Below are 18,061 nucleotides of genomic sequence, written 5' to 3'. Positions count from 1 at the left end.
GCCCCACGCGCTCCTCTCTCCCCCCGGAACTCCCCGGGGGCGGCCCGCACCCGCCGCGCCGCCCCCGGGTGAGCCGCACCACCCGCACCACCGCGAGGAAGAGCACCACCGCACCACCAACTCCCCCGTCCGCCACCGTCGAAGGGACTCGACGATGCGCACCATCAGAAGCCGTTCCCGGCTCCGGTCCGCCGCGCTCGCCATCGCGCTCGGCGCGGGCCTGCTCCTCGCCCCGCTGCCCGCACGGCAGGCCGTGGCCGCGAGCACGCTCACCAACACCGGCTTCGAGGCCGACGGCACCGGCACGGCCACGCCGGCCGGCTGGTCGACCTACTCGGCCACCGGCCAGAACTCCGCCTCCTTCACCGAGGCCGGCGGCCGCAGCGGCGGCCACCGCCTCTCGCACTGGTCGCCGTCGGCGTACAAGGTCGAGACGTACCAGTACCTCAGCGGACTCGCCGACGGCACCTACACGCTGAGCGCCTGGGTGCGTTCGGGCGGCGGCCAGAACGCGGCCTACCTCGCGTTGCGCAACTGCGGCTCCGCCGAGCAGCGCACCGACCTGCCGGTGACGACCAGTGCCTGGATACGGATCGTGACCTCCGTCAAGGTGGTCGGCGGCGGCTGCACGATCAGCATCAACTCCGATGCCGACGCGGGCAATTGGATCAACATCGACGACCTGTCCTTCACCGCCGGATCGACCGGCCTGGCCGTGAAGGGCGTCGACCTGTCCGCGCTGAAGAAGAGCGAGGACCTCGGCGGCACCTACAAGAACGCTTCCGGCGCGACCGGTGACCCCGTCGCCCTGCTCAAGAACGCGGGCGCCGACTACGGCCGTCTGAAGGTGTGGGTGAACCCCGCCGACGGCTACAACAACAAGGCCCGTGTGCTTGCCACCGCGCAGCGCATCAAGGCGCGGGGCATGAAGCTGCTCGTCGACTTCCACTACTCGGACACCTGGGCCGACCCCGGCGCCCAGACCAAGCCCGCAGCCTGGGCCGGGCACTCGTACACACAGCTGAAGACGGACGTGTACCACCACACGTACGACGTCCTGAACTCGCTGAAGGCGCAGGGCACCACGGCCGACATGGTGCAGATCGGCAACGAGATCAACACCGGCATGCTGTGGCCCGAGGGCTCCACCGGCAACTGGACGCAGCTCGCCGGGCTGCTGAACTCCGGGATCTCGGCGGCGAAGGCGGTCTCCTCGTCGACGCAGATCGCGCTGCACCTCGCGAACGGCGGCGACAACGCGCTGTACCGCAACTGGTTCGACAACGCCAAGGCGCAGGGCGTGAGTTACGACGTGATCGCGCTGTCCTTCTACGGCTACTGGCACGGGGCGCTGTCCTCGCTCCAGGCCAACCTGGACGACATCTCGGCCCGTTACGGCAAGAAGGTCATGGTCGTGGAGACGGCGTACCCCTTCCGTCTGGACAGCAAGGACGCGCACGAGAACATCATCGACCTCCCCTCGGAGCTGGTCTCCGGCTACCCGGCGTCCCCGGCAGGACAGTCGGCGTGGCTCCGTGACGTGATGAACGTGGTGGAAGCCGTCCCGGGCGGCCGTGGCCTCGGCGTCGTCTACTGGGAGCCGGCCTGGACCGCGGTGACCGGCAACGGCTGGGACCCGGCGGACCCGTCGTCGGGCAACGGCTGGGAGAACCAGGCGCTGTTCGGCTACGACAACCGGCTGCTTCCCGCGGCGGGCTGGTTCGGCCACCGGTAGGGCAGCCGCGCGCCGAAGGGCCGGGTTGCGCCGGCGGTGGCCGGGGGCGGTGGGCAGGGCGGCGCGGCACACCGTCGTCGGGGAGGACGGGTGCGGCGAGTTCGACGGCCCGGAGGGGCGCGGCCGTCCTGCCGGGTGAGGGCCGCCCGGTGGACGAGGCCCTCGGTAGCCGGCTCAAGCTGCGGAGCGTCTTCGGCGCCTCCTCGGCCGCCTGGGCGGACGCGGTCCGGGCCTTCACCACCGGCCGCCTGGACCCGGCGCCGCTCGTCACCCACGAGTTCCCCCTCGACCGCTTCACCGAGGCGCTGGCCCTGGCCGGCGGCGGGGACCGACGGTCGGCAAGGTCCTGCTGCGGCCTTGAACCCTTCGTCGAAGCGATTCCCCACAGGCGCACCACAGTCCTGCCCGCGGGGAGACCGGATGGTCGCGCTTGCCGAGGTCACCCGGCACGCCGGGGTGTCGGCCAGCACGGTGAGCCATGTCCTCTGCGCACCGACAGGTACGTGCCGGTGACGCTGGAGATCGCGGCCGCCGTCGCCACCGCCGCCCGCGCGCACGGCTACGACGCCCTCCTCCTCACCGGCGAGGAGGGCCCTTCGGCGCCGCGCCGGGTCACCGGCGGCGGGCTCGCCGGGGCGGTGATCCTCATGGACGTGCAGCCGGACGACGGGCGGCCGCCGTCGCTGCGCGGGGCCGCGCCGCCGGCCGTCCTCGTCGGACCGGCCCGGATCCTGGACGAACGCCCGGCGGTCAGCACCTTCGTGGTGCGGAACGAGACGGCTGTGGAGCCGCTGCTCGCCCTGCTGCGGCGGACCGGCCGCGCGGTCCCCGAGGACGTGTCGGTGGTGGCGGTCTGCGCCGAGGCTGTGGCCGCTCAGGCGTCGGTGCCGCTGACCTCTGTGGCGGTCCCGGCGCAGGAGCCGGGCCTGCGGGCGGTGGAGCGGCTCTTCGCCCGGCTCACCGACCCGGAGGGCCCGCGGGCGCGGGGGGTGGGGCTGCTCGGCCCGGTGCCGACCGTCCGGCCCGGCTCGGGACCACCGCCGCCCGCCCGCCGGTCCACGGGCTGACGAGGACCCGCTCCTCGCCCGCCCTGAGGACCAGCCGCCTACTGCCCTCGGGCGCGCACAGTTCGAGGTCGGCGTCCCGGCCCGGGCGGAGGACGGCCCGGTACTCCCCCGGCGCCCAGGCGAGGTCGAGGCGGGCGCCGAACCGGGTCGGCAGGCCGGTGAGCCGGCCACGGGCGCAGATGCCGGGCGGAGGCAGCAGGACGAGCCGCCCGGGGGTGGAGCGGACCAGTGCCTCGACGAGCGGCGGGGGCGGGGCGGGGTCGGCGTCGGTCCGCAGGCCGCAGAGGCGGGGCGGGAGGAGGCCGGGCGAGGAGAGCCGGTGGTAGCGGCCGGCGGCGAAGAGGCGTTCGAGGAGGGCGGGTCCGGCGGGGCGGGCGAGCAGGGCCGAGCCGGAGAGGGCCCGTTCGGCGGGGGCGGCGGCGAGGTCGAGGGCGACCCGCAGGTAGGCGGCGCGGTGGAGGCCGGTGTGCCGGTCGAGGAGCCGGGCGTACGCGGCGGCGGGGCCGTCCTCCCCGGCGAGGGCGCGCAGGGCGGCGGTCTCGCCCCCGGGGTCGTACGGGCCGTCGTGGCGGCGGACCCGGGTGAGCAGGAGCAGCCGGCCGGCGCCCTCGGCGCGGATGCCCCGGTCGGTGAGCGTGGTGCGGCCGGTGTCGGCGACGACGAGGGTGAGGGCGGTGTGGCCGAAGGGGGAGCCTGGCCGGTCGGCGCGGAGGGTGAGGAGGGTCTCGCCGTGGGCGGTGGCGATGCCGCGCCCGGCGGCGAGGCCGGCCGGCCCGCCGTCGAGACGGTGGTCGAGCTCGACGCGGACACGGGGACCCGGCTCCGTGACGTACTGGACGAGGACGTCGTCGGCGCGGGAGACGAAGACCCGGCTGGTGCGGTCCCCGGCGGTGGCGGTGACGACGCCGGTGGTGAAGTCGACCGCGCGGCCCGTCATGGGGCCGCCGCCGGGGGTTTCGGCGCGGACGCGGGTGAGGAGGCCTGCGGGGCGGGCCGGTTCGGTGTCGCCGGGCCGGTGGTGGGGGCGTACGAAGGTGTGGTGGGTGACGATCACCCGGTCGTCCACGGGGTCGCCGTACACCAGGGCCCCGTGCCGGCCGTTCCCGGTGGGGAAGGCGTCCTCACTGCGGGCGGCGGGGGCGGGTTCCCACGTGCCGTGCACGGGGCCGGGTTCGCTCATGGGTGCTCCTCCAGATGAGTGGGGCGCGGTGTCAGTCCTTGACGACGGGCAGCAGGGCGAGGACCATGACGGCGATCACCGCGCGGGAGAGCGGCAGCACGATCGTCCACAGGGTGCGCAGGTCGCCGGCGCCGTCGATGCGGGCGCTGTCGGTGAGTTCGGGCGAGACACCCGCGTACGACCTGGTCAACGGCCGCCCCGACCGCCTCTCCCCGTACCCGGGTTCGGAGCTGCGTACCTGGACGGAGCAGGAACTCCTCGTCTGCGCGGGCGCGGGCGCGCCCAGCAACCTCGCCGGCCCGCAGGCGTACGTCGACAGCCGCGAGGAGGCGGTCGCGGCGGCGCTGCGCGCGGGCGTCGACTCCTTCACCGACCACGGCACGGACGCCTCGGTGGTCCTGGGCCGACTGCGACGCGCCCTGGAGCGGGGCCTGATCGGCCAGGAGGACGTGGACAGGGTCGTACGCAGGCAGCTGCTGACCGCGCGGTTCCTGCTGGGCGAGTTCGACCCGGCACTCGTCCTGCCGCGCAACGAACCCATGGGCGACGGCGCCCCGTTGCTCCCCCTGACCCCGGGGACCGCCGACGCCCGGCTCGCGGTGGCGGGCCTGCTCGCCGACACCGTCGAACCGGGCTGGTACAGCGGCGCGTTGCCGCACCGCTCCTCCCCGTTGGACGGCATCCGGGGGCGGTTCGGCGCGGACCGGGTGGACTTCGCCGAGGGCGTGGACCGGATCCGGCTGCGGACCGCCGACGGCCGCGCGCTGCGCGTCCCGGAGCCCACCGGCGGCGAGTCCGTACGCGGCCCGGAGGCCGCCCTCGACCCGGCGCTGCCCGCCGGCCGCACCGACCTGCCGCCGCTCACCGCCGGCACCGAGGGGGGCTCGGTCCTGGACCTGATCGACTGGGGCGACGGGGTTCCGACCCTGCGCGCCCTCGGCGGGCGCTGTCTGTCGGTGGCCGAGGACGGCAGGGTGCGGGCCTCGGCGGACGAGCCCGGCGGCTGGGTCGTCCGGGAGACGTTCCGGTTCGAGGCCCACGGCGACGGCCACCTCCTTCTGCGCCTCGGGACGGGGGGCTACGTCTCTGTCGCCGCCGACGGCGTGAAGGTTGCCGCCGACCGCGAGACGGCCGAAACCTTCACCGTGGAGACGGTCGAGAGCGGCGAGGAGGCGGTGGCGCGGGCCGCCGCCGGGGCGGGCACGGTGATCGTGGCCGCCGGGAACGACCCGCACATCGACGGCCGCGAGACCGAGGACCGCGCGGACCCTTGCGTACGCCGCCCACCAGGACCGCCTGTGGCGGGCCGCGCACGGCACTCGTCCTCGCCTCCTCCTACCCGTACGCGGTACCGGACGCGGCCGCCACGCTCCCGGCCCTGCTGTGGACCGCGTACGGCGGCACCCCGCTCTTCCCCTTCGGCCACGGCCTGACGTACACGCGCTTCGGGTACGAGGGCCTGACGGCGGCGGTGAACACGGAGGCGGAGGACGTCACGCACGCCCGCGTCCACCTGATGCCGGACGAGACGGCGACCCTCGCCTTCACGGTGCCGCTGTCGGTCCTCGCGTACCGGGACGTGGCGCACGGCCGCTGGGCGGTGGAGCCGGGCCCGTACGAGTTCCTGGCCGGCGCCTCCAGCACGGCCACCCGCCGCACCGTCCGCATCGACTCACCGGCACCGCGCCGAGCCCCTGCCCCGGTCTGGAGGCCGCCGCCCACGACGACCAGACCGCCACGGCGACTTCGGCTCCGGGACCACGGAACTGACCGTGACGGCTTCGGGGGCGGGCGAGGTGACCTTCTTCGCCGGTACGGAGACGGCCGAACTGGGCCGCGTGACGGTGGACCCCACGGCGGCCCGTACGCCCACACCACCGTGAAGGCCCTCTGTCGCCTTCGCCCACTGAGGGCCCGGACGGGTCAGGGGATCCTGCCCAGTGATGTGACACGATGACTATCGCATCAGTGGTCGTACGGCAGCGAGTCGAGGACCTGGACGTGGCGGTGCAGGAAGCGGTGGCGGCGGGCACCGGGGCGTCGGCCCCTCCGCCCCCGACACCGAACGGCCGCCGTGCCGTGCTGCGGCACCCGTACGGCGGGGTCTTCGAGCACGTCGGCCCCTGAGCCCGTGGCCACCCCGATCGACCGCCGGGCCGGCAGGGTGGGATCCGGCATCGATCGCGGGCGGCCGTAAGCTCGTGTGATCGTCTGCCCGGGGGTTCATTCCGTGACCATCACGTCGTCCGTACGCCGCGCCGCCCTGCTCGCGGCGGCACTCGCCGCCCTCGCCGTCTCCTGCGGCACGACGCCGGAGCCCGACCGGGCGGCGGCGGGCCCCGGCACGGTGACGACGGCACCGACCACGACCGGTGCGCCGGAGGAGACGACCGCCGCACCGGAGGCGACCCCCGCCGAGCCCACGACCGCGCCCGCGGAGCCCGACGCCGTCCCCACCACGACCGGCGAGCTCGCGCCCGCCTCCGGCGAGAAGGTCCGTGACGCCTTCGCCACCCTCCAGGCCACGCTCTACGACTCCTGCGCGACGGACTGCGCCTACTTCCTCGGCCGCGTCCACAAGGAACTCCAGGAGCTGGGCATGGCGATGAAGGCCGACCCGAAGGGCCCCGGCCACTTCCCCGAGCCGCTCGCCCGGATCGCGGAACTGAACGAGACCCTGGCCGGGGACAGCTCCTACGAGAACCTGAAGAAGCACCAGAAGCAGCTGATCGGCACCCGCGACTTCATCAGCACGTGGATGCAGGACCACCCGGACGACTACCGCTGAGCCCGGCTCCGACCGGAGGTGCGTGAACCCCCATGGGCGGCTCAGCCGGCTGCGCTGCGGTTGCGCACGTCTGGTAGGCACCGCGAGTGACGTACTACGCGGACTTGACGCCATACACGTACGGCGGGGACAACGGGGCTCAAGGTACGACCGGCCTCTGGCGTGGCGCTCCCCTGGTCAACGTGGGCCGGCTCAAGCGCGGCAAGCCTTATGCGAAGGGCGTCGCCCCTTCCGGGCTGGCTGAAGTCCTGAACCGTATGCGCCGCACGCACCGAGCTCAGCAGATCCGTGGCCACCACTCCTGCCCGTTCTGTGCGTCGCGGATATTCGGCAGCCGGGCCGGTCATCCGCAGGGGAGTGCCGAGATACGGGTGATGGGCGGCGGCGTCGCCCACGCCGCCCCTGAACTGATCGCCCACTATGTCGAGGCCCACGGCTACGTGCCGCCAACCGACTTCATCCGGGCGGTTCTCGCCGCAGTGTGAAGCCGGCGGCTTCACGGGGCCGGGTGAGGAGCAGTGAGGGTGAAAAGGTTCAATTTCCGCACAAGGGATAGACCTCCGTCGCTCGAGAAGCACGAAGCCTACGTGTACGGCACGACCACGACCTGCATGTCGTCCTCATAGATGATCCGGCCCGGATCCGCGGAACGCAGCGACCGGCAGTCGACGCCGTGGGCCTCGAGAATCTCAAGATAGCCAGGGATCCGCGCAAGAAGATGCGTGGCCGACGACTTGAACCATGCTGCCGCACCGGGGTTGATCTCGTGGTCGTAGACGGACGGACCAACGGTCGAGGGGTCGGTGTACGCGGCGTCGTACCAGCTGTTGTTGCTGCGGCGGAAGAGTTCCTGCTCCTCTGACAGCCTCCCCTCTCGCGCCAGCGTGTTGATGAGACCGAAGATGCCGGTGAAGTGACCTCGCCCATTCCGGTGGGGCGACTGAAACCGCACGTAATGGATGGTTTCGCTGTCGTTGTAAGTCGACTCCATGGGGTCATCCTCGCACCACCTTCAGCGGCTGCAGCAGTTCGAACGGCTGGTGAAGGGCGTGCGGAGACGGGGACGGACCCGATCGAACGCAACTTTCCGCCACGCCCTTCCGGGCTGTCCCGGAAGAGCGTGGCGGGCTGTCACGCCACCCCGAGGGGGCGTCAGCTTGCGGCGGCCGAGAAAGCCGCCGTCTCTCGGCTCCTCCGCGCTTATCCGCAGATAGGGCAGGGTGCACCCGACCGCCCCGCGTCGCTGGAGGACGAGGCCCTGCCGGACGAACCGATGAGCACAGATGGCCGCGAGTGCCTGCTCAGGGCAGTCGAGGAGAAGCACCAGAAGGGAGCTGATCGGCACACGGCGGATCGGTGGGCGTCATCGACTCAGGAGATGCTGGGGTGATGAGACTCTTCCGCCAGAGCTGAAAGCCTTCGCTCTGGACGCCTCGGAGCAGCTCACAAGGTGCGACCTGCGGTCAGGCACACAGTCGAGCGCGGTATCAGCCGATGCCGAAGGCGCGGCGCCATAGACACATACTCGCGTCACACAACACACCCCTGCTCCGGCCAGGCCGCTTCGCCGAGTTCGCCCCTTGAGCGGGTACGTCAGCCGTCAGTCGTGTGTCCACTCCCCGTCCGTCATCAGCTGCCGCCCCGGCAGCTCGTGCTCCTCGTGCCAGGCCTGCACGGCGGTGGGCCGGACGCGGAACCAGCGGTAGGCGGGGCCGGAACGGCGGGCGTCCCAGCCGGTCTTGGCGTGGAAGGCTTCGGCGGTCTCCGCCGGAACCTCGTCGTGGGTGTACGAGGTGACCTCGCCGTCGAGGAGGACGACGTCCCGGGTGTCGCCGAGGGCCAGGCGGGTGCGGGGGTTGGTGGCGAGGTTGCGGCCGGTGGGGTTGGAGAGGCGGGTGACGAGCCAGACGGCGGTGCCGTCCCAGAGGAAGGAGAGCGGCACGAGGTACGGCAGCCCCGCCTCGTCGGCGGACGCGACCCACAGGTCCATCTCCTCCGCCAGCCGCTCCCGTACGTCGTTGATGCGCCGCGTCCGGTCACGCGGCGCCGTAACGTTCGTCACCCCTTGACCGAGTCGATGAACGCGGCGAAGGCGGCGGCGGAGACGGCGAAGGTCGGGCCGGCCGGAACCTTCGAGTCGCGGAGGGGGACGACTCCGAGGGTGGGGACGAGGTTGTGGGCGACTTCCACGCAGGTGCCACCGTTGTCGCTGTAGGAGGACTTGAACCAGCGGGGGGACTCGGTCGTCACAGCATGCCCTTTCGCACTTCCTTGATCATGGCCACGGTGTCCGCCTGGGAGAGCGATTCCGCTGCGAGTTGATGGTAGACCCTGAGCATGGACGACACGGCTCCCCCCTCTCGCGTCAAGTGGCCTTGGGCCTGCGATTCGGCGTAGGAGAGCACGGACCGGTCAGGCATGGTCACGATGTTCACGGGAAGGTTGAGCGAACGCCTCTCCCCTATGGCGAACGGGGCCACCTGAAGGACCGTGTAAGGGTGTGCCGCCAACTCCACCAGTCGGTCGAGCTGAGCTGCCATGACCTCGGGGCCGCCGACCAGGCGGCGGATGCAACTCTCGTCCATCACTACGAAGAGCATCGGTGGTGGCTGTCGTTCCAGGACCTGTTGCCGCTCGGTCAGGAACGTCACACGCTCCGCAGCCTGCTCCGCCGTGATGGCTCCGCGCATGACGGAACTGGATGCCAGGACCTCTGCGTACTCAGGCGTCTGCAGAAGTCCCGGGATGATCCCGATATCGAACACGCGAATCTCTGCGGCCCGTCGCTCCTGGTGCACGTACTCCGGGAATCCCTCCAGGAGCACCCCATGCCGCACCTGCCGACACTCACGATCGAACGACTGGTCCGTTCCCGCCAGTCCGAACGCCACATCGACAGCCCTCGAGAACTTGAGAGTTGAGGGTCGACTGCCAATTTCGACGCCGGAAATGTGCTTGCTGGAGTACCCCGTCCGCGCCGCCAGGTCCTCCTGCCGCCAGCCCCTCTCCTCGCGCATCCTGCGCAAACGTGCCCCGTACGCGGCCATGGGCCCGCTGTCCGGGTCAAGCACCTTGCGATTGCCCACAGTTCCCCCTCAGCAACTCGTCCGTTGAGGACCCTTCGACTGTAGGACACCCTGATGGCGCCTGGTAGTGGATTCGCTACAGAGAGGAACACTCATGCCCGCAAGCGACGGTCAGGGCCCCGTCCCCGACCTCGGGGCCTTCATGGCGGCAGACACACCCGAGGGAAAGCCCCGCCTCGGGAAGGTGACCGCCTGGGACGGCGAGTTCGTCTATCTGCAGCGGCCCGGCGGGGGAACCGTATGGACGGCTGTGCCGTCCGAGCTGCGCCGGCCGACGGAGGACGAGCGCGCGCTGATCCGCGTGCTCACCACTCCGGTCCCGGCGGCGGCCCGCCCGCAGCAGACCTGTCCGGAGCCGCCGGTGGTCCTCTCGGTGGATCTCGTACCGTCCGCCGTCCCCACCCCCGGCTGCGCCACGTGCGCGCTCGCGGCCGAGCGGGAACGGCATCACCGCCGGGCGCACGACCATTCGGCGGCGGCGGACTTCCGGGTCGAGATCCGGAACCACCCGCACGACGTGCCGAAGGTGACGTTTCCCCGGGAGCGGCCGTGACCACGGCGGCGGTGGACGTGGTACCGGTCTACCGTATGAGTCCCCATCCCGGCCCGGAGTCCGAACTCACCATGACTGCACGCTGTATGGACGGCGGATGCGGATGGGAGTCGGAGCCGACGCCACAGCCGGGGAGCGGCGCGGCCGGCTGTGCGTCGCACACCGCCGCCACGGGGCACACCACGTTCGCCGTCTGTCTGGAGTACATCGCTCTGGTGACCACCGAGGCCGTGGGCGAGTTGGGCGAGTGAGGTCGTGACCGTCGCCGTACTCACGCGCTGGCCGCCCACCGATTCACCTGCTCTGCCAGCCAGTTCACCGTCCGGGGGCGGTCGCGGGCCTGCTTCTCGCGCTGTTCCGCTGCTGAACTCCTGCGCCTTTAGCGACGCGGGCCGCCGGGTGCCCCGGGGGTTCTCCCCGGTCGCGCCCGGCGGCCCCTTCCGCCCTGTCCTCAGCTCGACGCCGCTATCCAGGCGTCGAGCTGCTCCTTCGTGGTGGCCGGGTCGGCCACCAGCTCGGCCAGGGCGTCGTCCGCGTGGTGCCGGGTGGCGACCGCCGGGCAGCGCAGGCACGCGTCCACGCCGATCTGGGTCCACCACTGGCACTGGGTGCGCAGGTGACACCGCGGGACGGAGCCGGTCTCGCGCGCGACGGGCCGCGTCAGCACCCGTTCGACGAGCGTGCAGTCGGTGCCCCGGCGGTGCAGGCAGTCGCTGACGCAGTGCGAGGCGAAACGCAGGACGCGGCGCGGCTCGATGTCCGCGGGGACGCTGCCGAGCACCTCGGCCGCCGGTACGGGGTCGGCCAGGTATACGACGCTGCCGTCCGCGCCGGAGCGCACGCCCAGGACGACGGACTCCGGCGTGTGCGCCTCGCCGCTGGGACACCAGGTCTGCACGGACTCGTCTCCGCCCACGGTGGTCACCTTCCCGGCCTCAGGCCTCGATGTCGGTGATCTGGCCGCCGGTGGAACCGCCGATCTCGGCGGCACCGTACTGGCGCTCCAGCTCCACGGCCGTCCCGATGCTCTCCTGGAGCTGGGCCGCGGTCGTGATCCGCTCGGGCTGCTGCCGCGGCGCCTCGCTCGCCGTACCGGCGACGGCGGTGGCCACGCTCGCCGCCAGCAGCGCGGCGGCCCCGGCGGCGACCGCGACCGTCCTGCGGGTCGGGTTGTCCATGACGTACTCCTGTCTCATGGTGGTTGGGACTCAGGAGCGTAGGGACGGGCCGGGGCGGCGAGCGGTGGTCGACGGCGGCAGTTCCCCCGGCAGTTCGGGCTCCGGGCCGCGCGCGGGCGGTGACGGATGAGCTCGCGCGCGGTGAACGGCAGGGCGCCGAGAAGGTCGGTGTGGCCTGTGTTCACGTCCGCGGCGCCGGGTGGCGGGTGTGCGGTCTGTCGGTGGGACAGCGGTCTGACGTGGGCGTGCTCTTTGAACGCTCGTCCCTAACCGACCAGGCGGCGGCGCCAGTCGAGGGGAGTGACGGTGATGGCCCGACCGGGGTCGCCGTCCCATTCGGCATGGAGACCGGCTGCGGTGAGGGCGGCCACGACCTCGTGGCCGATGGCCGCGGTGGTCTCGGGCGAGCCGTCGAAACCGCCGTAGAGGAGCGTCAGTCCATGACCGGCCGCGGCGGAATCCGTGCACTGGGTGTGGAAGTAGACGTAGCCGCGGGCGTCGGGTGCGCCTTCACCACCGATCTCGGACTGACCGCAGCTACGGCAGCAGGTGAAGTTCTCGCGGGCGGTGATACCGGCCTCCTGCAGGGCGGTGAACGCGCGGGTGAGCCGTTCGGGGTCGGTCTCGCCCTGCCATGCGGCTTGCTCCGCGACCCGCTCCAGCCACAACCGGTCGGCCAGCGCCTCCGCCTGCTCGCGTGAAACGGGCCGGTGGTCCTGGGTGACCAGGCACTCCTCCGCGAGCTCGGCCAGTTCGGCGCGGGAGGCGTAGCCGCCGACCAGCACCTCGCGGACGCGCTCCTCCAGCTCCTCGCGCTCGTCGTCGTCGAGGTCGAGCGGCGGTACTTCGCGGGCGGGTCCCATGTCCAGCAGCGTCCACAGCAGGCCGCTGTCCCAGCCCGCCTCCTGGCGGGCCCAACCGGTCATCGCCTCCACCACGGCTTCGGGCCCGTCGGCCATCGCCTGGAAGTGCCGGCCGGCGGCACCGTCGCGGTACTCCAGCGTGTAGTCGCCACCGGTCTTGTGCCAGACCTGGGCGAAGACATCGGGCAGGTCGGGTATCCGCTGGACCACCAGGAACCGGTCGCCTTCGTCACCGATGCGCCGGACCAACCCCGCCAGTTCCCCGGCGGACACGCGGACGTGCCGCTCCCCGTTCTCCGTCTTCACCACGATCTCGAGCATGCGCAGACTCTGACACATCCGGTTCTTGCCGGTGCAGTAGGGCGGTTGTGGTTCCGGCTGCCAGTCGGGCTCAGGTCCCGGGACCTCGATACCTGTCACCGCAGTTCCTCCCCATGGCCCCAGCCGACCGGCGATCAACCTACCTTCACCTGGGTGGGTGGCGTCATACGGCTCTGGTCAGGTCTGGTCGTGGTGGCTGAGGTGTGCATGGCGGGTGCCTGACCCTGCGGTCCGTCAGGTTGGATGACACCATGGCGAGACGACCCAAGACGAAGGGGAAGCGGCTCCCCTTCGGCACACCGAAGGAGATCATCCTGCTGACTGGGCAAGACGTGTGGCCCTACACGTTCACCGCCGACGACTCGAGTGGCGGATGCGGCAGAGTCCCGATGCCCGCCGACGCGGCCCCTGAGGAGGTACAGACGGCGATCTTCACACAGCTTGCGGACCTCACCCGCATATTCCACGGCGTTGAGATCGACGTCGAGTGGTCCTCCCTGACGCCGGACTCGTGGGTAGGCCACATCCGGCGTGTCACCGTGGAGAAGCCTGCTCCGCCTGGGGCGGTACCTGAAGTCGGCTGACCACCGATCGGCTCACGGGGCACCGAAAACGTCATGCGCTTCGACACCGAATCAGTCGGAACCGAGCCGTACACAGCTGAGGATCCCGGAAGGCAGGGCCAAGTTCGTGGTGTCAGCGCCTCAGAGATCGCGAACTCAGGCGCTTTTGATCGCCCGTACGCGGGTTCGGCTACGACGCTCCGCCCCTGCAGGTCACCGACCACGACGGCACCGCTTCCCTCCGCGTACGGCTCCTCCCCCGCCCGGTCGGCCCGTCCCCTCACGCCGGCTCGGACGCTCGGTCCGCTCGGTTCAGCTCTCCGGCTACCAGGACGAGATACGCGGCGCCGATGAACAGCACGCCGAAGACCCCGAACATGAGGCGCTGGTCGCTCTCCAGGACCGCCTGGTACTGGCTCTGGGAGACCTCGATCCTGACGTGTGGGCGCGATGCCGTGTCGAGGACGAAGTACCGGTTCCCCTGCGTCTCCGCGGACTGCAGGTGCCCCTCGCCCGCCGTGCCGAAGACCATCGTCGCCGCGCCCGACACGAGCACGGCCGCGAGCCCCGCCTGGACCTTGCGGGGAAGGCAGCGGAAGGCCAGCCCGGTCACGTGCTGGCCCGCGCGGGCCAGGAACATACGCACCATGGCGGTGATGAAGACCGGGAACAGCAGCATGGCGCTTGCCACCAGCAACCACTTCTGTTCGAGCAACGGCAGAGTTCCGGGCAGCCAGGTGAGCGCTGTCAGTGCCGACAGCGCGGTACCCAGTGCGGCCGCGACGCCGCCGTGCAGTTTGAATGTCCACCCCATGCCCCGCAGTCTGGCACGGACACGGTCCCCCTTCGATGCCGGACCCCGGCAATGAGGGCCGCTCCCTCCTGTCGCTTCGCTGCGCGTTCAGATCGACGGAGGTCACGCTCCGGCGAGCAGGGCCGGAAGCTCGCGCATGCAGTCGAAGACGACGGTGTCCGGGCCTTCGAGGTGTTCGGCGGGGGTCGGGCCGCCCGCGTAGCCGAAGGCGCGCATTCCCGCCGCCCGTGCCGCCGCGACACCGGGGCCGCTGTCCTCGACCACCGCGCATGCCGCCGGGTCGACGCCCATCCGGCGGGCGGCGTGCAGGAAGAGGTCGGGGGCGGGCTTGCCGCGGGGCACCTCGCTCGCGCTGTAGATCCGGCCGGCGAAGAAGTCGTAGAGGCCGGTGCGGCCCAGGGTGTGGCGCATCTTCTCGTGCGAGCCGCTGGAGGCGACGCAGGTCGGCAGGGTGAGGGCGGCGAGCGCTTCGGGCAGTCCGTCCACCGGGTCGAGGCCGAGATCGACCGCGTCCCGGTGGCGCTGGATCAGCCGGCTCCACCAGAGGCCGGCCGTCTGCGCGCCGAGCCGCTCGGCGATCTGCCCGACGATCGACTCCTTGGAGCGCCCGATGAAGCGTTCGACCACCTCGTCGGCGGTGAGCGGCCAGCCGAGCTCCGCCCCGAGCGCGACCTGGAGGCGTATGGCGAGGCGTTCGGTGTCGACCAGGACGCCGTCGCAGTCGAAGATCACGAGTTCTATCGGTCTGTTCGTTCCCGCGGGGCGGGCGGCAAGGTGCGAGGGGTTCACTTCTGACCTTCCGTCAGGGGGGAGAGGGGGCGTTCGAAGAAGGTCTCCAGGACCACCGTGGCCTGCGTCCCGCTGACGCCGTCGATGGCGTAGATCCGGCGCAGTACGTCTTGCAGTTGCTCGGCGGTCGCGGTTCTGACCTTCACAAGGACCGAGGCGCTGCCGGCGATGACGTGGGCCTCCAGGATTTCGGGGAGGGCGGCGAAGGCCTGGGCCGAATCGCCCATCCAGGACGTCGAGTCGATCATGACGTAGGCCAGGACCCCGCTGCCCACCGCGGCCGGGTCGACCTCGACGGCGGTGCGCCGGATGACACCGCGTTCGCGGAGCTTGCGTACCCGCTCGTGGGCGGCGCCGGCGGACAGGCCGACGGCTTGACCCAGGGCCGCGTAGGGCTGGGTCGCGTCCTGCTGGAGCCGGGCCAGTAGGGCCCGGTCGATGTGATCCACGACTCTCCGTTCGGAAGTTTCTTGTACTGACCGTATTTCATCCTGCAATCTGCGCTTCGGGCAAGATCTGATTCGACATGCGGTACTGGCGGAAGGGGAGAGTCCCATGGCCGACGAACGCCCCGGGCTGTACGAGATGTTCGACGAGAGGTTCCGTACCGGGCGGTGCATGAACGGCGATGCCGCGCTGGAGGTCCTGTACACCGGCTGCCGTTGGGCCGAGGGGCCTGTCTACGTGCCCGCCTGGCGGCAGGTGGTCTGGAGCGACATCCCCAACGACCGGATGCTGCGGTGGGACGAGGAGACCGGCACGGTCGGCGTCTTCCGCCGCCCCGCCGGGCACACCAACGGCAACACCCTCGACCGCGAGGGGCGGTTGATCAGCTGCGAGCAGGGCAACCGGCGGGTGATCCGGACCGAACACGACGGCACCGTCACGGTGCTGGCCGACCGGTGGCGGGGCAAGCGGCTGAACAGTCCGAACGACGCGGCCGTGAGGTCCGACGGTTCGATCTGGTTCTCCGACCCGGACTTCGGCATCACCAGCGATTACGAGGGGTACCGCGCCGAGAGCGAGATAGGCGCCGACAACGTGTACCGGATCGATCCCTCGACGGGTGAGGTGCGGCTGGTCGCGGACTGCTTCGGCGCGCCGAACGGGCTGGTCTTCTCCGCCGACGAGCGGCAGCTGTTCGTCTCCGACACCCGCGCCGGCTTCATCCGGGTATTCGACGTGCGCGACGACGGCACCCTGTCCGAGGGCGAGGTCTTCGCCGAGGCCGGGACCCGCGCGAAGGCCCGCTTCGACAACCTCCGCTTCGACGAAGGCGGTCGGCTCTGGGCCGCCGCGATGGGCGACGGCGTGCACTGCTACGACCCCGACGGCACCCTCATCGGGCGGCTCGACGTCCCCGAGCCGGTCGCCAACATCTCCTGGGGCGGCGCCAAGCGCAACCGCCTCTTCATCGCCGCGGAGACCAGTCTGTACTCGGTGGTCATGGGCGTCACCGGTACGCACCCGACCGGGTCCGGCCGGCGGCCCTGGCCGGACGCACCGACCCGGTGAGCCACCGGCCCGCTCGGTGGAGTCGGGCAGCCGTCCACCCGCTTCCCGTCCGCCATCAGGTGACGCCCGGGAAGTTCGCACTCGCCGGACGCCGGCACCCGCGTTGACGGGTGCCGGAAAGCGGCCGATCGGGCCATCCGCCGTGCCCGGTGGGTGAGAGGTTATGTCCGGGCAGTCGTCATGATGAGCCCGAGGTGGGCGGCCCTGCCGTTCCGAGGCCGGCAGGAAGGGAAGGGGGGAGGGCAGATGTCCGGGAGCGTGACCGACGTGCTCGACAGGATCACGGACGGGTTCATGGTGGTCCTGGGGCTGGGCTGCGTGTGGCTGGGCTGCTGGGCCGTGCTCCGGCCACGCCGGCCACCGGAGCCCGTCCGGGGGCCCGTGGGGGTGGTCCGCGCCTGGGGACTCGGGTTTGTCCTGCTGGGGGTCGCCCTCGTCGTCGAGACGATCGTTCTGATGACCGGCGGGGGGTCCGGCTGGGCGGCGGATGTGATCCGCTGGGTCGTCGGGCCGCTCGTGGTCGGCTCGATCGTGGCGGCCTTCGTTGCACGAGGCCGGGAGCGTCACCGGGCCCGAACGGGGAAGGGCAGGCGGCGGGCATGAGGCGATCCGTCACGGCACCGCTCGCAGATGGCCTGGGTCGCGCCCCTCCCCGTCCGACCACCGGCGGAGGGTCGCGCGGCCGCGACGCCGGCATCACGCCTCACCGACGAAGACGGGGCGATGGCGTCCGACAAGGCAACGGCCTCTTGAACGTCCGGCTCAGACGACGACGGACCAACGAGCCATCTCGTAGCCGTCGCGCGGTCGGACCATGACCCTGATGTTCAGGTCCCTCATCCCCTCGGTACGCAGAACGACGAAACCCGAGACGGCACCACCGGCCGGGATCTCCTGCTCCAGGCTGTCATCGTGGGTGTGCTTCCGCAGCGTCTGGGACCGTGTCGACTCGAACAGCCGGACGTCCACGTTTCCGGCGGGGACGGGCGCGGCCCCTGAGTTCCTCAGGTCGATCCGAAACCTGATCCTCTTCTCGCCTTCGACCCATTCGCCGGGGTACGTACCGAGGGTCAGCCCGTCGTCATACAGGACCTCGTGCCCCGCAGGGGGATATCCCTGCCCCGCGCAGCTCTCGCCGCACCGCACGGAGACTCTCGCGCACGCCGACACCCCGGTCAGCAGCACCACCGTCGCCAGCAGTGCCACGCCCCGCGCGACGGCCTGCGTTCTTCCCTCCCGGACCACGCCGAGATACTCCCACACCCTGGAAGCGGCCGACAGGCTTCCGGGCAACCGGCCAAGGCGTCCTCCTGCTCCGACGCGAGGGGCGGCTGGTCGCCTGTGAGCAGGGCGACCGCCGGGTGCCCCGGACCGAACACGACGGCACCGTCACCGTGCCGGCAGACCGATGGCAGGGCAAGCCTCTGAACCGCCCGGACGACGCGGCCGTGAGGTTTGAGGTTCTCCGGCCCGGATTTCGGCATCAGCGGCGATGACGAAGGGCACCGGAGAGGGAGAGTCCGCCGCGCAGGGACTCGGCCATGGGCTCGAAGGAGGCCCAGCAGTCGCCGCCCCAGCGGACGGGGAACCGCCGGCCGCCGGCGGTCGC

At 71.7% G+C, this 18,061-nt stretch carries 21 protein-coding genes and 5 pseudogenes; 12 read left to right on the top strand and 14 right to left on the bottom strand.

Annotation, left to right across the window (positions count from 1 at the left end):
* Window positions 1–154: 154 nt before the first annotated feature.
* A complete protein-coding gene (locus QK442_RS05175) occupies window positions 155–1,735 on the top strand; it encodes an arabinogalactan endo-1,4-beta-galactosidase (RefSeq protein WP_282692606.1) in 1,581 nt (526 codons plus the stop codon).
* Between the two features lie 420 nt (window positions 1,736–2,155).
* Window positions 2,156–2,802: pseudogene (locus QK442_RS05170) on the top strand (substrate-binding domain-containing protein).
* On the opposite strand, the gene QK442_RS05165 reads toward QK442_RS05170, so the two are convergent.
* Window positions 2,693–3,982 carry a glycoside hydrolase N-terminal domain-containing protein gene (locus tag QK442_RS05165; protein WP_282692605.1) on the bottom strand — a complete coding sequence of 430 codons (1,290 nt, stop codon included), beginning with the start codon at window positions 3,980–3,982 and terminating at the stop codon, window positions 2,693–2,695. The pseudogene QK442_RS05170 and the gene QK442_RS05165 overlap by 110 nt on opposite strands.
* A 58-nt stretch (window positions 3,983–4,040) precedes the next feature.
* Window positions 4,041–4,160: pseudogene (locus QK442_RS05160) on the bottom strand (carbohydrate ABC transporter permease); the annotation flags it as partial.
* On the opposite strand from QK442_RS05160, the pseudogene QK442_RS05155 reads away from it, so the two are divergent.
* The 4 genes and pseudogenes from QK442_RS05155 to QK442_RS05140 all read left to right on the top strand — a co-directional run.
* A pseudogene (locus tag QK442_RS05155) lies at window positions 4,117–5,624 on the top strand (glycoside hydrolase family 3 C-terminal domain-containing protein); the annotation flags it as partial. The pseudogenes QK442_RS05160 and QK442_RS05155 overlap by 44 nt on opposite strands.
* A 311-nt stretch (window positions 5,625–5,935) precedes the next feature.
* Window positions 5,936–6,109, top strand: a complete 174-nt coding sequence (locus tag QK442_RS05150) for a hypothetical protein (RefSeq protein ID WP_282692604.1) — start codon at window positions 5,936–5,938, stop codon at window positions 6,107–6,109.
* 103 nt (window positions 6,110–6,212) lie between these two features.
* Window positions 6,213–6,770, top strand: a complete 558-nt coding sequence (locus tag QK442_RS05145) for a hypothetical protein (protein WP_282692603.1) — start codon at window positions 6,213–6,215, stop codon at window positions 6,768–6,770.
* A gap of 182 nt (window positions 6,771–6,952) precedes the next feature.
* Window positions 6,953–7,255, top strand: coding sequence for a hypothetical protein (locus QK442_RS05140; protein ID WP_282692602.1), 303 nt, complete (start codon window positions 6,953–6,955; stop codon window positions 7,253–7,255).
* A gap of 98 nt (window positions 7,256–7,353) precedes the next feature.
* On the opposite strand, the gene QK442_RS05135 is transcribed toward QK442_RS05140, so the two are convergent.
* The 4 genes from QK442_RS05135 to QK442_RS05120 form a co-directional block, all read right to left on the bottom strand.
* Complete coding sequence (locus tag QK442_RS05135; protein ID WP_282692601.1) at window positions 7,354–7,761, bottom strand: hypothetical protein; 408 nt, start codon at window positions 7,759–7,761, stop codon at window positions 7,354–7,356.
* A 609-nt stretch (window positions 7,762–8,370) separates the two neighbouring features.
* Window positions 8,371–8,832, bottom strand: a complete 462-nt coding sequence (locus QK442_RS05130) for a pyridoxamine 5'-phosphate oxidase family protein (RefSeq protein ID WP_282692600.1) — start codon at window positions 8,830–8,832, stop codon at window positions 8,371–8,373.
* Window positions 8,829–9,020, bottom strand: a complete 192-nt coding sequence (locus QK442_RS05125; protein ID WP_282692599.1) for a DUF397 domain-containing protein — start codon at window positions 9,018–9,020, stop codon at window positions 8,829–8,831. Before QK442_RS05125 ends, QK442_RS05130 begins: the two co-directional genes overlap by 4 nt.
* Window positions 9,017–9,856 (bottom strand): helix-turn-helix transcriptional regulator, encoded by an 840-nt coding sequence (locus tag QK442_RS05120; RefSeq protein WP_282692598.1) that lies wholly within the window; start codon window positions 9,854–9,856, stop codon window positions 9,017–9,019. Before QK442_RS05120 ends, QK442_RS05125 begins: the two co-directional genes overlap by 4 nt.
* A gap of 94 nt (window positions 9,857–9,950) precedes the next feature.
* On the opposite strand from QK442_RS05120, the gene QK442_RS05115 reads away from it, so the two are divergent.
* Window positions 9,951–10,409 carry a hypothetical protein gene (locus QK442_RS05115; protein ID WP_282692597.1) on the top strand — a complete coding sequence of 153 codons (459 nt, stop codon included), beginning with the start codon at window positions 9,951–9,953 and terminating at the stop codon, window positions 10,407–10,409.
* 71 nt (window positions 10,410–10,480) lie between these two features.
* Window positions 10,481–10,660 carry a hypothetical protein gene (locus QK442_RS05110; RefSeq protein ID WP_282692596.1) on the top strand — a complete coding sequence of 60 codons (180 nt, stop codon included), beginning with the start codon at window positions 10,481–10,483 and terminating at the stop codon, window positions 10,658–10,660.
* Between the two features lie 200 nt (window positions 10,661–10,860).
* Here QK442_RS05110 and QK442_RS05105 read toward each other — a convergent pair whose 3' ends face one another.
* The 3 genes from QK442_RS05105 to QK442_RS05095 all read right to left on the bottom strand — a co-directional run bounded on the left by QK442_RS05105 (window position 10,861) and on the right by QK442_RS05095 (window position 12,771).
* Entirely contained in the window at window positions 10,861–11,325 is a 465-nt protein-coding gene (locus QK442_RS05105) for a hypothetical protein (protein ID WP_282692595.1), read from the bottom strand.
* A gap of 19 nt (window positions 11,326–11,344) precedes the next feature.
* Window positions 11,345–11,587, bottom strand: a complete 243-nt coding sequence (locus tag QK442_RS05100; protein WP_282692594.1) for a hypothetical protein — start codon at window positions 11,585–11,587, stop codon at window positions 11,345–11,347.
* A 266-nt stretch (window positions 11,588–11,853) separates the two neighbouring features.
* Window positions 11,854–12,771 (bottom strand): hypothetical protein, encoded by a 918-nt coding sequence (locus QK442_RS05095; RefSeq protein ID WP_282692593.1) that lies wholly within the window; start codon window positions 12,769–12,771, stop codon window positions 11,854–11,856.
* A gap of 251 nt (window positions 12,772–13,022) precedes the next feature.
* On the opposite strand from QK442_RS05095, the gene QK442_RS05090 reads away from it, so the two are divergent.
* Window positions 13,023–13,355 (top strand): hypothetical protein, encoded by a 333-nt coding sequence (locus QK442_RS05090; protein ID WP_282692592.1) that lies wholly within the window; start codon window positions 13,023–13,025, stop codon window positions 13,353–13,355.
* 259 nt (window positions 13,356–13,614) lie between these two features.
* Here QK442_RS05090 and QK442_RS05085 read toward each other — a convergent pair whose 3' ends face one another.
* The 3 genes from QK442_RS05085 to QK442_RS05075 all read right to left on the bottom strand — a co-directional run bounded on the left by QK442_RS05085 (window position 13,615) and on the right by QK442_RS05075 (window position 15,386).
* Complete coding sequence (locus tag QK442_RS05085) at window positions 13,615–14,148, bottom strand: hypothetical protein (RefSeq protein ID WP_282692591.1); 534 nt, start codon at window positions 14,146–14,148, stop codon at window positions 13,615–13,617.
* Between the two features lie 102 nt (window positions 14,149–14,250).
* Window positions 14,251–14,880: an HAD-IA family hydrolase gene (locus tag QK442_RS05080; protein ID WP_282692590.1), complete on the bottom strand. Its 630-nt coding sequence runs from the start codon at window positions 14,878–14,880 to the stop codon at window positions 14,251–14,253.
* Window positions 14,881–14,933: 53 nt separating this feature from the next.
* Window positions 14,934–15,386: an Lrp/AsnC family transcriptional regulator gene (locus tag QK442_RS05075; RefSeq protein ID WP_282692589.1), complete on the bottom strand. Its 453-nt coding sequence runs from the start codon at window positions 15,384–15,386 to the stop codon at window positions 14,934–14,936.
* A gap of 106 nt (window positions 15,387–15,492) precedes the next feature.
* On the opposite strand from QK442_RS05075, the gene QK442_RS05070 reads away from it, so the two are divergent.
* Window positions 15,493–16,452, top strand: a complete 960-nt coding sequence (locus QK442_RS05070) for an SMP-30/gluconolactonase/LRE family protein (RefSeq protein WP_282692588.1) — start codon at window positions 15,493–15,495, stop codon at window positions 16,450–16,452.
* A 246-nt stretch (window positions 16,453–16,698) separates the two neighbouring features.
* On the top strand, window positions 16,699–17,055 hold the full coding sequence (locus QK442_RS05065; RefSeq protein ID WP_282692587.1) for a hypothetical protein: 357 nt from the start codon (window positions 16,699–16,701) through the stop codon (window positions 17,053–17,055).
* 159 nt (window positions 17,056–17,214) lie between these two features.
* Here the strand turns inward: QK442_RS05065 and QK442_RS05060 are convergent, their stop codons facing one another.
* Window positions 17,215–17,697, bottom strand: a complete 483-nt coding sequence (locus QK442_RS05060; protein ID WP_282692806.1) for a hypothetical protein — start codon at window positions 17,695–17,697, stop codon at window positions 17,215–17,217.
* A 68-nt stretch (window positions 17,698–17,765) separates the two neighbouring features.
* Between QK442_RS05060 and QK442_RS05055 the strand changes: the two are divergent.
* Window positions 17,766–17,961, top strand: a pseudogene (locus QK442_RS05055) (SMP-30/gluconolactonase/LRE family protein); the annotation flags it as partial.
* On the opposite strand, the pseudogene QK442_RS36330 reads toward QK442_RS05055, so the two are convergent.
* A pseudogene (locus QK442_RS36330) lies at window positions 17,936–18,031 on the bottom strand (hypothetical protein); the annotation flags it as partial. The pseudogenes QK442_RS05055 and QK442_RS36330 overlap by 26 nt on opposite strands.
* Window positions 18,032–18,061: the final 30 nt, after the last annotated feature.

Source organism: Streptomyces sp. CC208A, from assembly GCF_030010625.1.
Classification (GTDB): Bacteria; Actinomycetota; Actinomycetes; order Streptomycetales; family Streptomycetaceae; genus Streptomyces.
This window is presented reverse-complemented; position numbering and strand designations above follow the sequence as displayed.

Excerpts from the sequence above, each read along its gene's own strand:
- QK442_RS05135 (WP_282692601.1), bottom strand. The coding sequence starts at position 7,761 with ATGGAGTCGACTTACAACGACAGCGAAACCATCCATTACGTGCGGTTT.
- QK442_RS05070 (WP_282692588.1), top strand. The coding sequence starts at position 15,493 with ATGGCCGACGAACGCCCCGGGCTGTACGAGATGTTCGACGAGAGGTTC.
- QK442_RS05165 (WP_282692605.1), bottom strand. The coding sequence starts at position 3,982 with ATGAGCGAACCCGGCCCCGTGCACGGCACGTGGGAACCCGCCCCCGCC.
- QK442_RS05095 (WP_282692593.1), bottom strand. The coding sequence starts at position 12,771 with ATGCTCGAGATCGTGGTGAAGACGGAGAACGGGGAGCGGCACGTCCGC.
- QK442_RS05110 (WP_282692596.1), top strand. The coding sequence starts at position 10,481 with ATGACTGCACGCTGTATGGACGGCGGATGCGGATGGGAGTCGGAGCCG.
- QK442_RS05175 (WP_282692606.1), top strand. The coding sequence starts at position 155 with ATGCGCACCATCAGAAGCCGTTCCCGGCTCCGGTCCGCCGCGCTCGCC.
- QK442_RS05115 (WP_282692597.1), top strand. The coding sequence starts at position 9,951 with ATGCCCGCAAGCGACGGTCAGGGCCCCGTCCCCGACCTCGGGGCCTTC.
- QK442_RS05090 (WP_282692592.1), top strand. The coding sequence starts at position 13,023 with ATGGCGAGACGACCCAAGACGAAGGGGAAGCGGCTCCCCTTCGGCACA.
- QK442_RS05100 (WP_282692594.1), bottom strand. The coding sequence starts at position 11,587 with ATGGACAACCCGACCCGCAGGACGGTCGCGGTCGCCGCCGGGGCCGCC.
- QK442_RS05065 (WP_282692587.1), top strand. The coding sequence starts at position 16,699 with ATGTCCGGGAGCGTGACCGACGTGCTCGACAGGATCACGGACGGGTTC.
- QK442_RS05085 (WP_282692591.1), bottom strand. The coding sequence starts at position 14,148 with ATGGGGTGGACATTCAAACTGCACGGCGGCGTCGCGGCCGCACTGGGT.
- QK442_RS05150 (WP_282692604.1), top strand. The coding sequence starts at position 5,936 with ATGACTATCGCATCAGTGGTCGTACGGCAGCGAGTCGAGGACCTGGAC.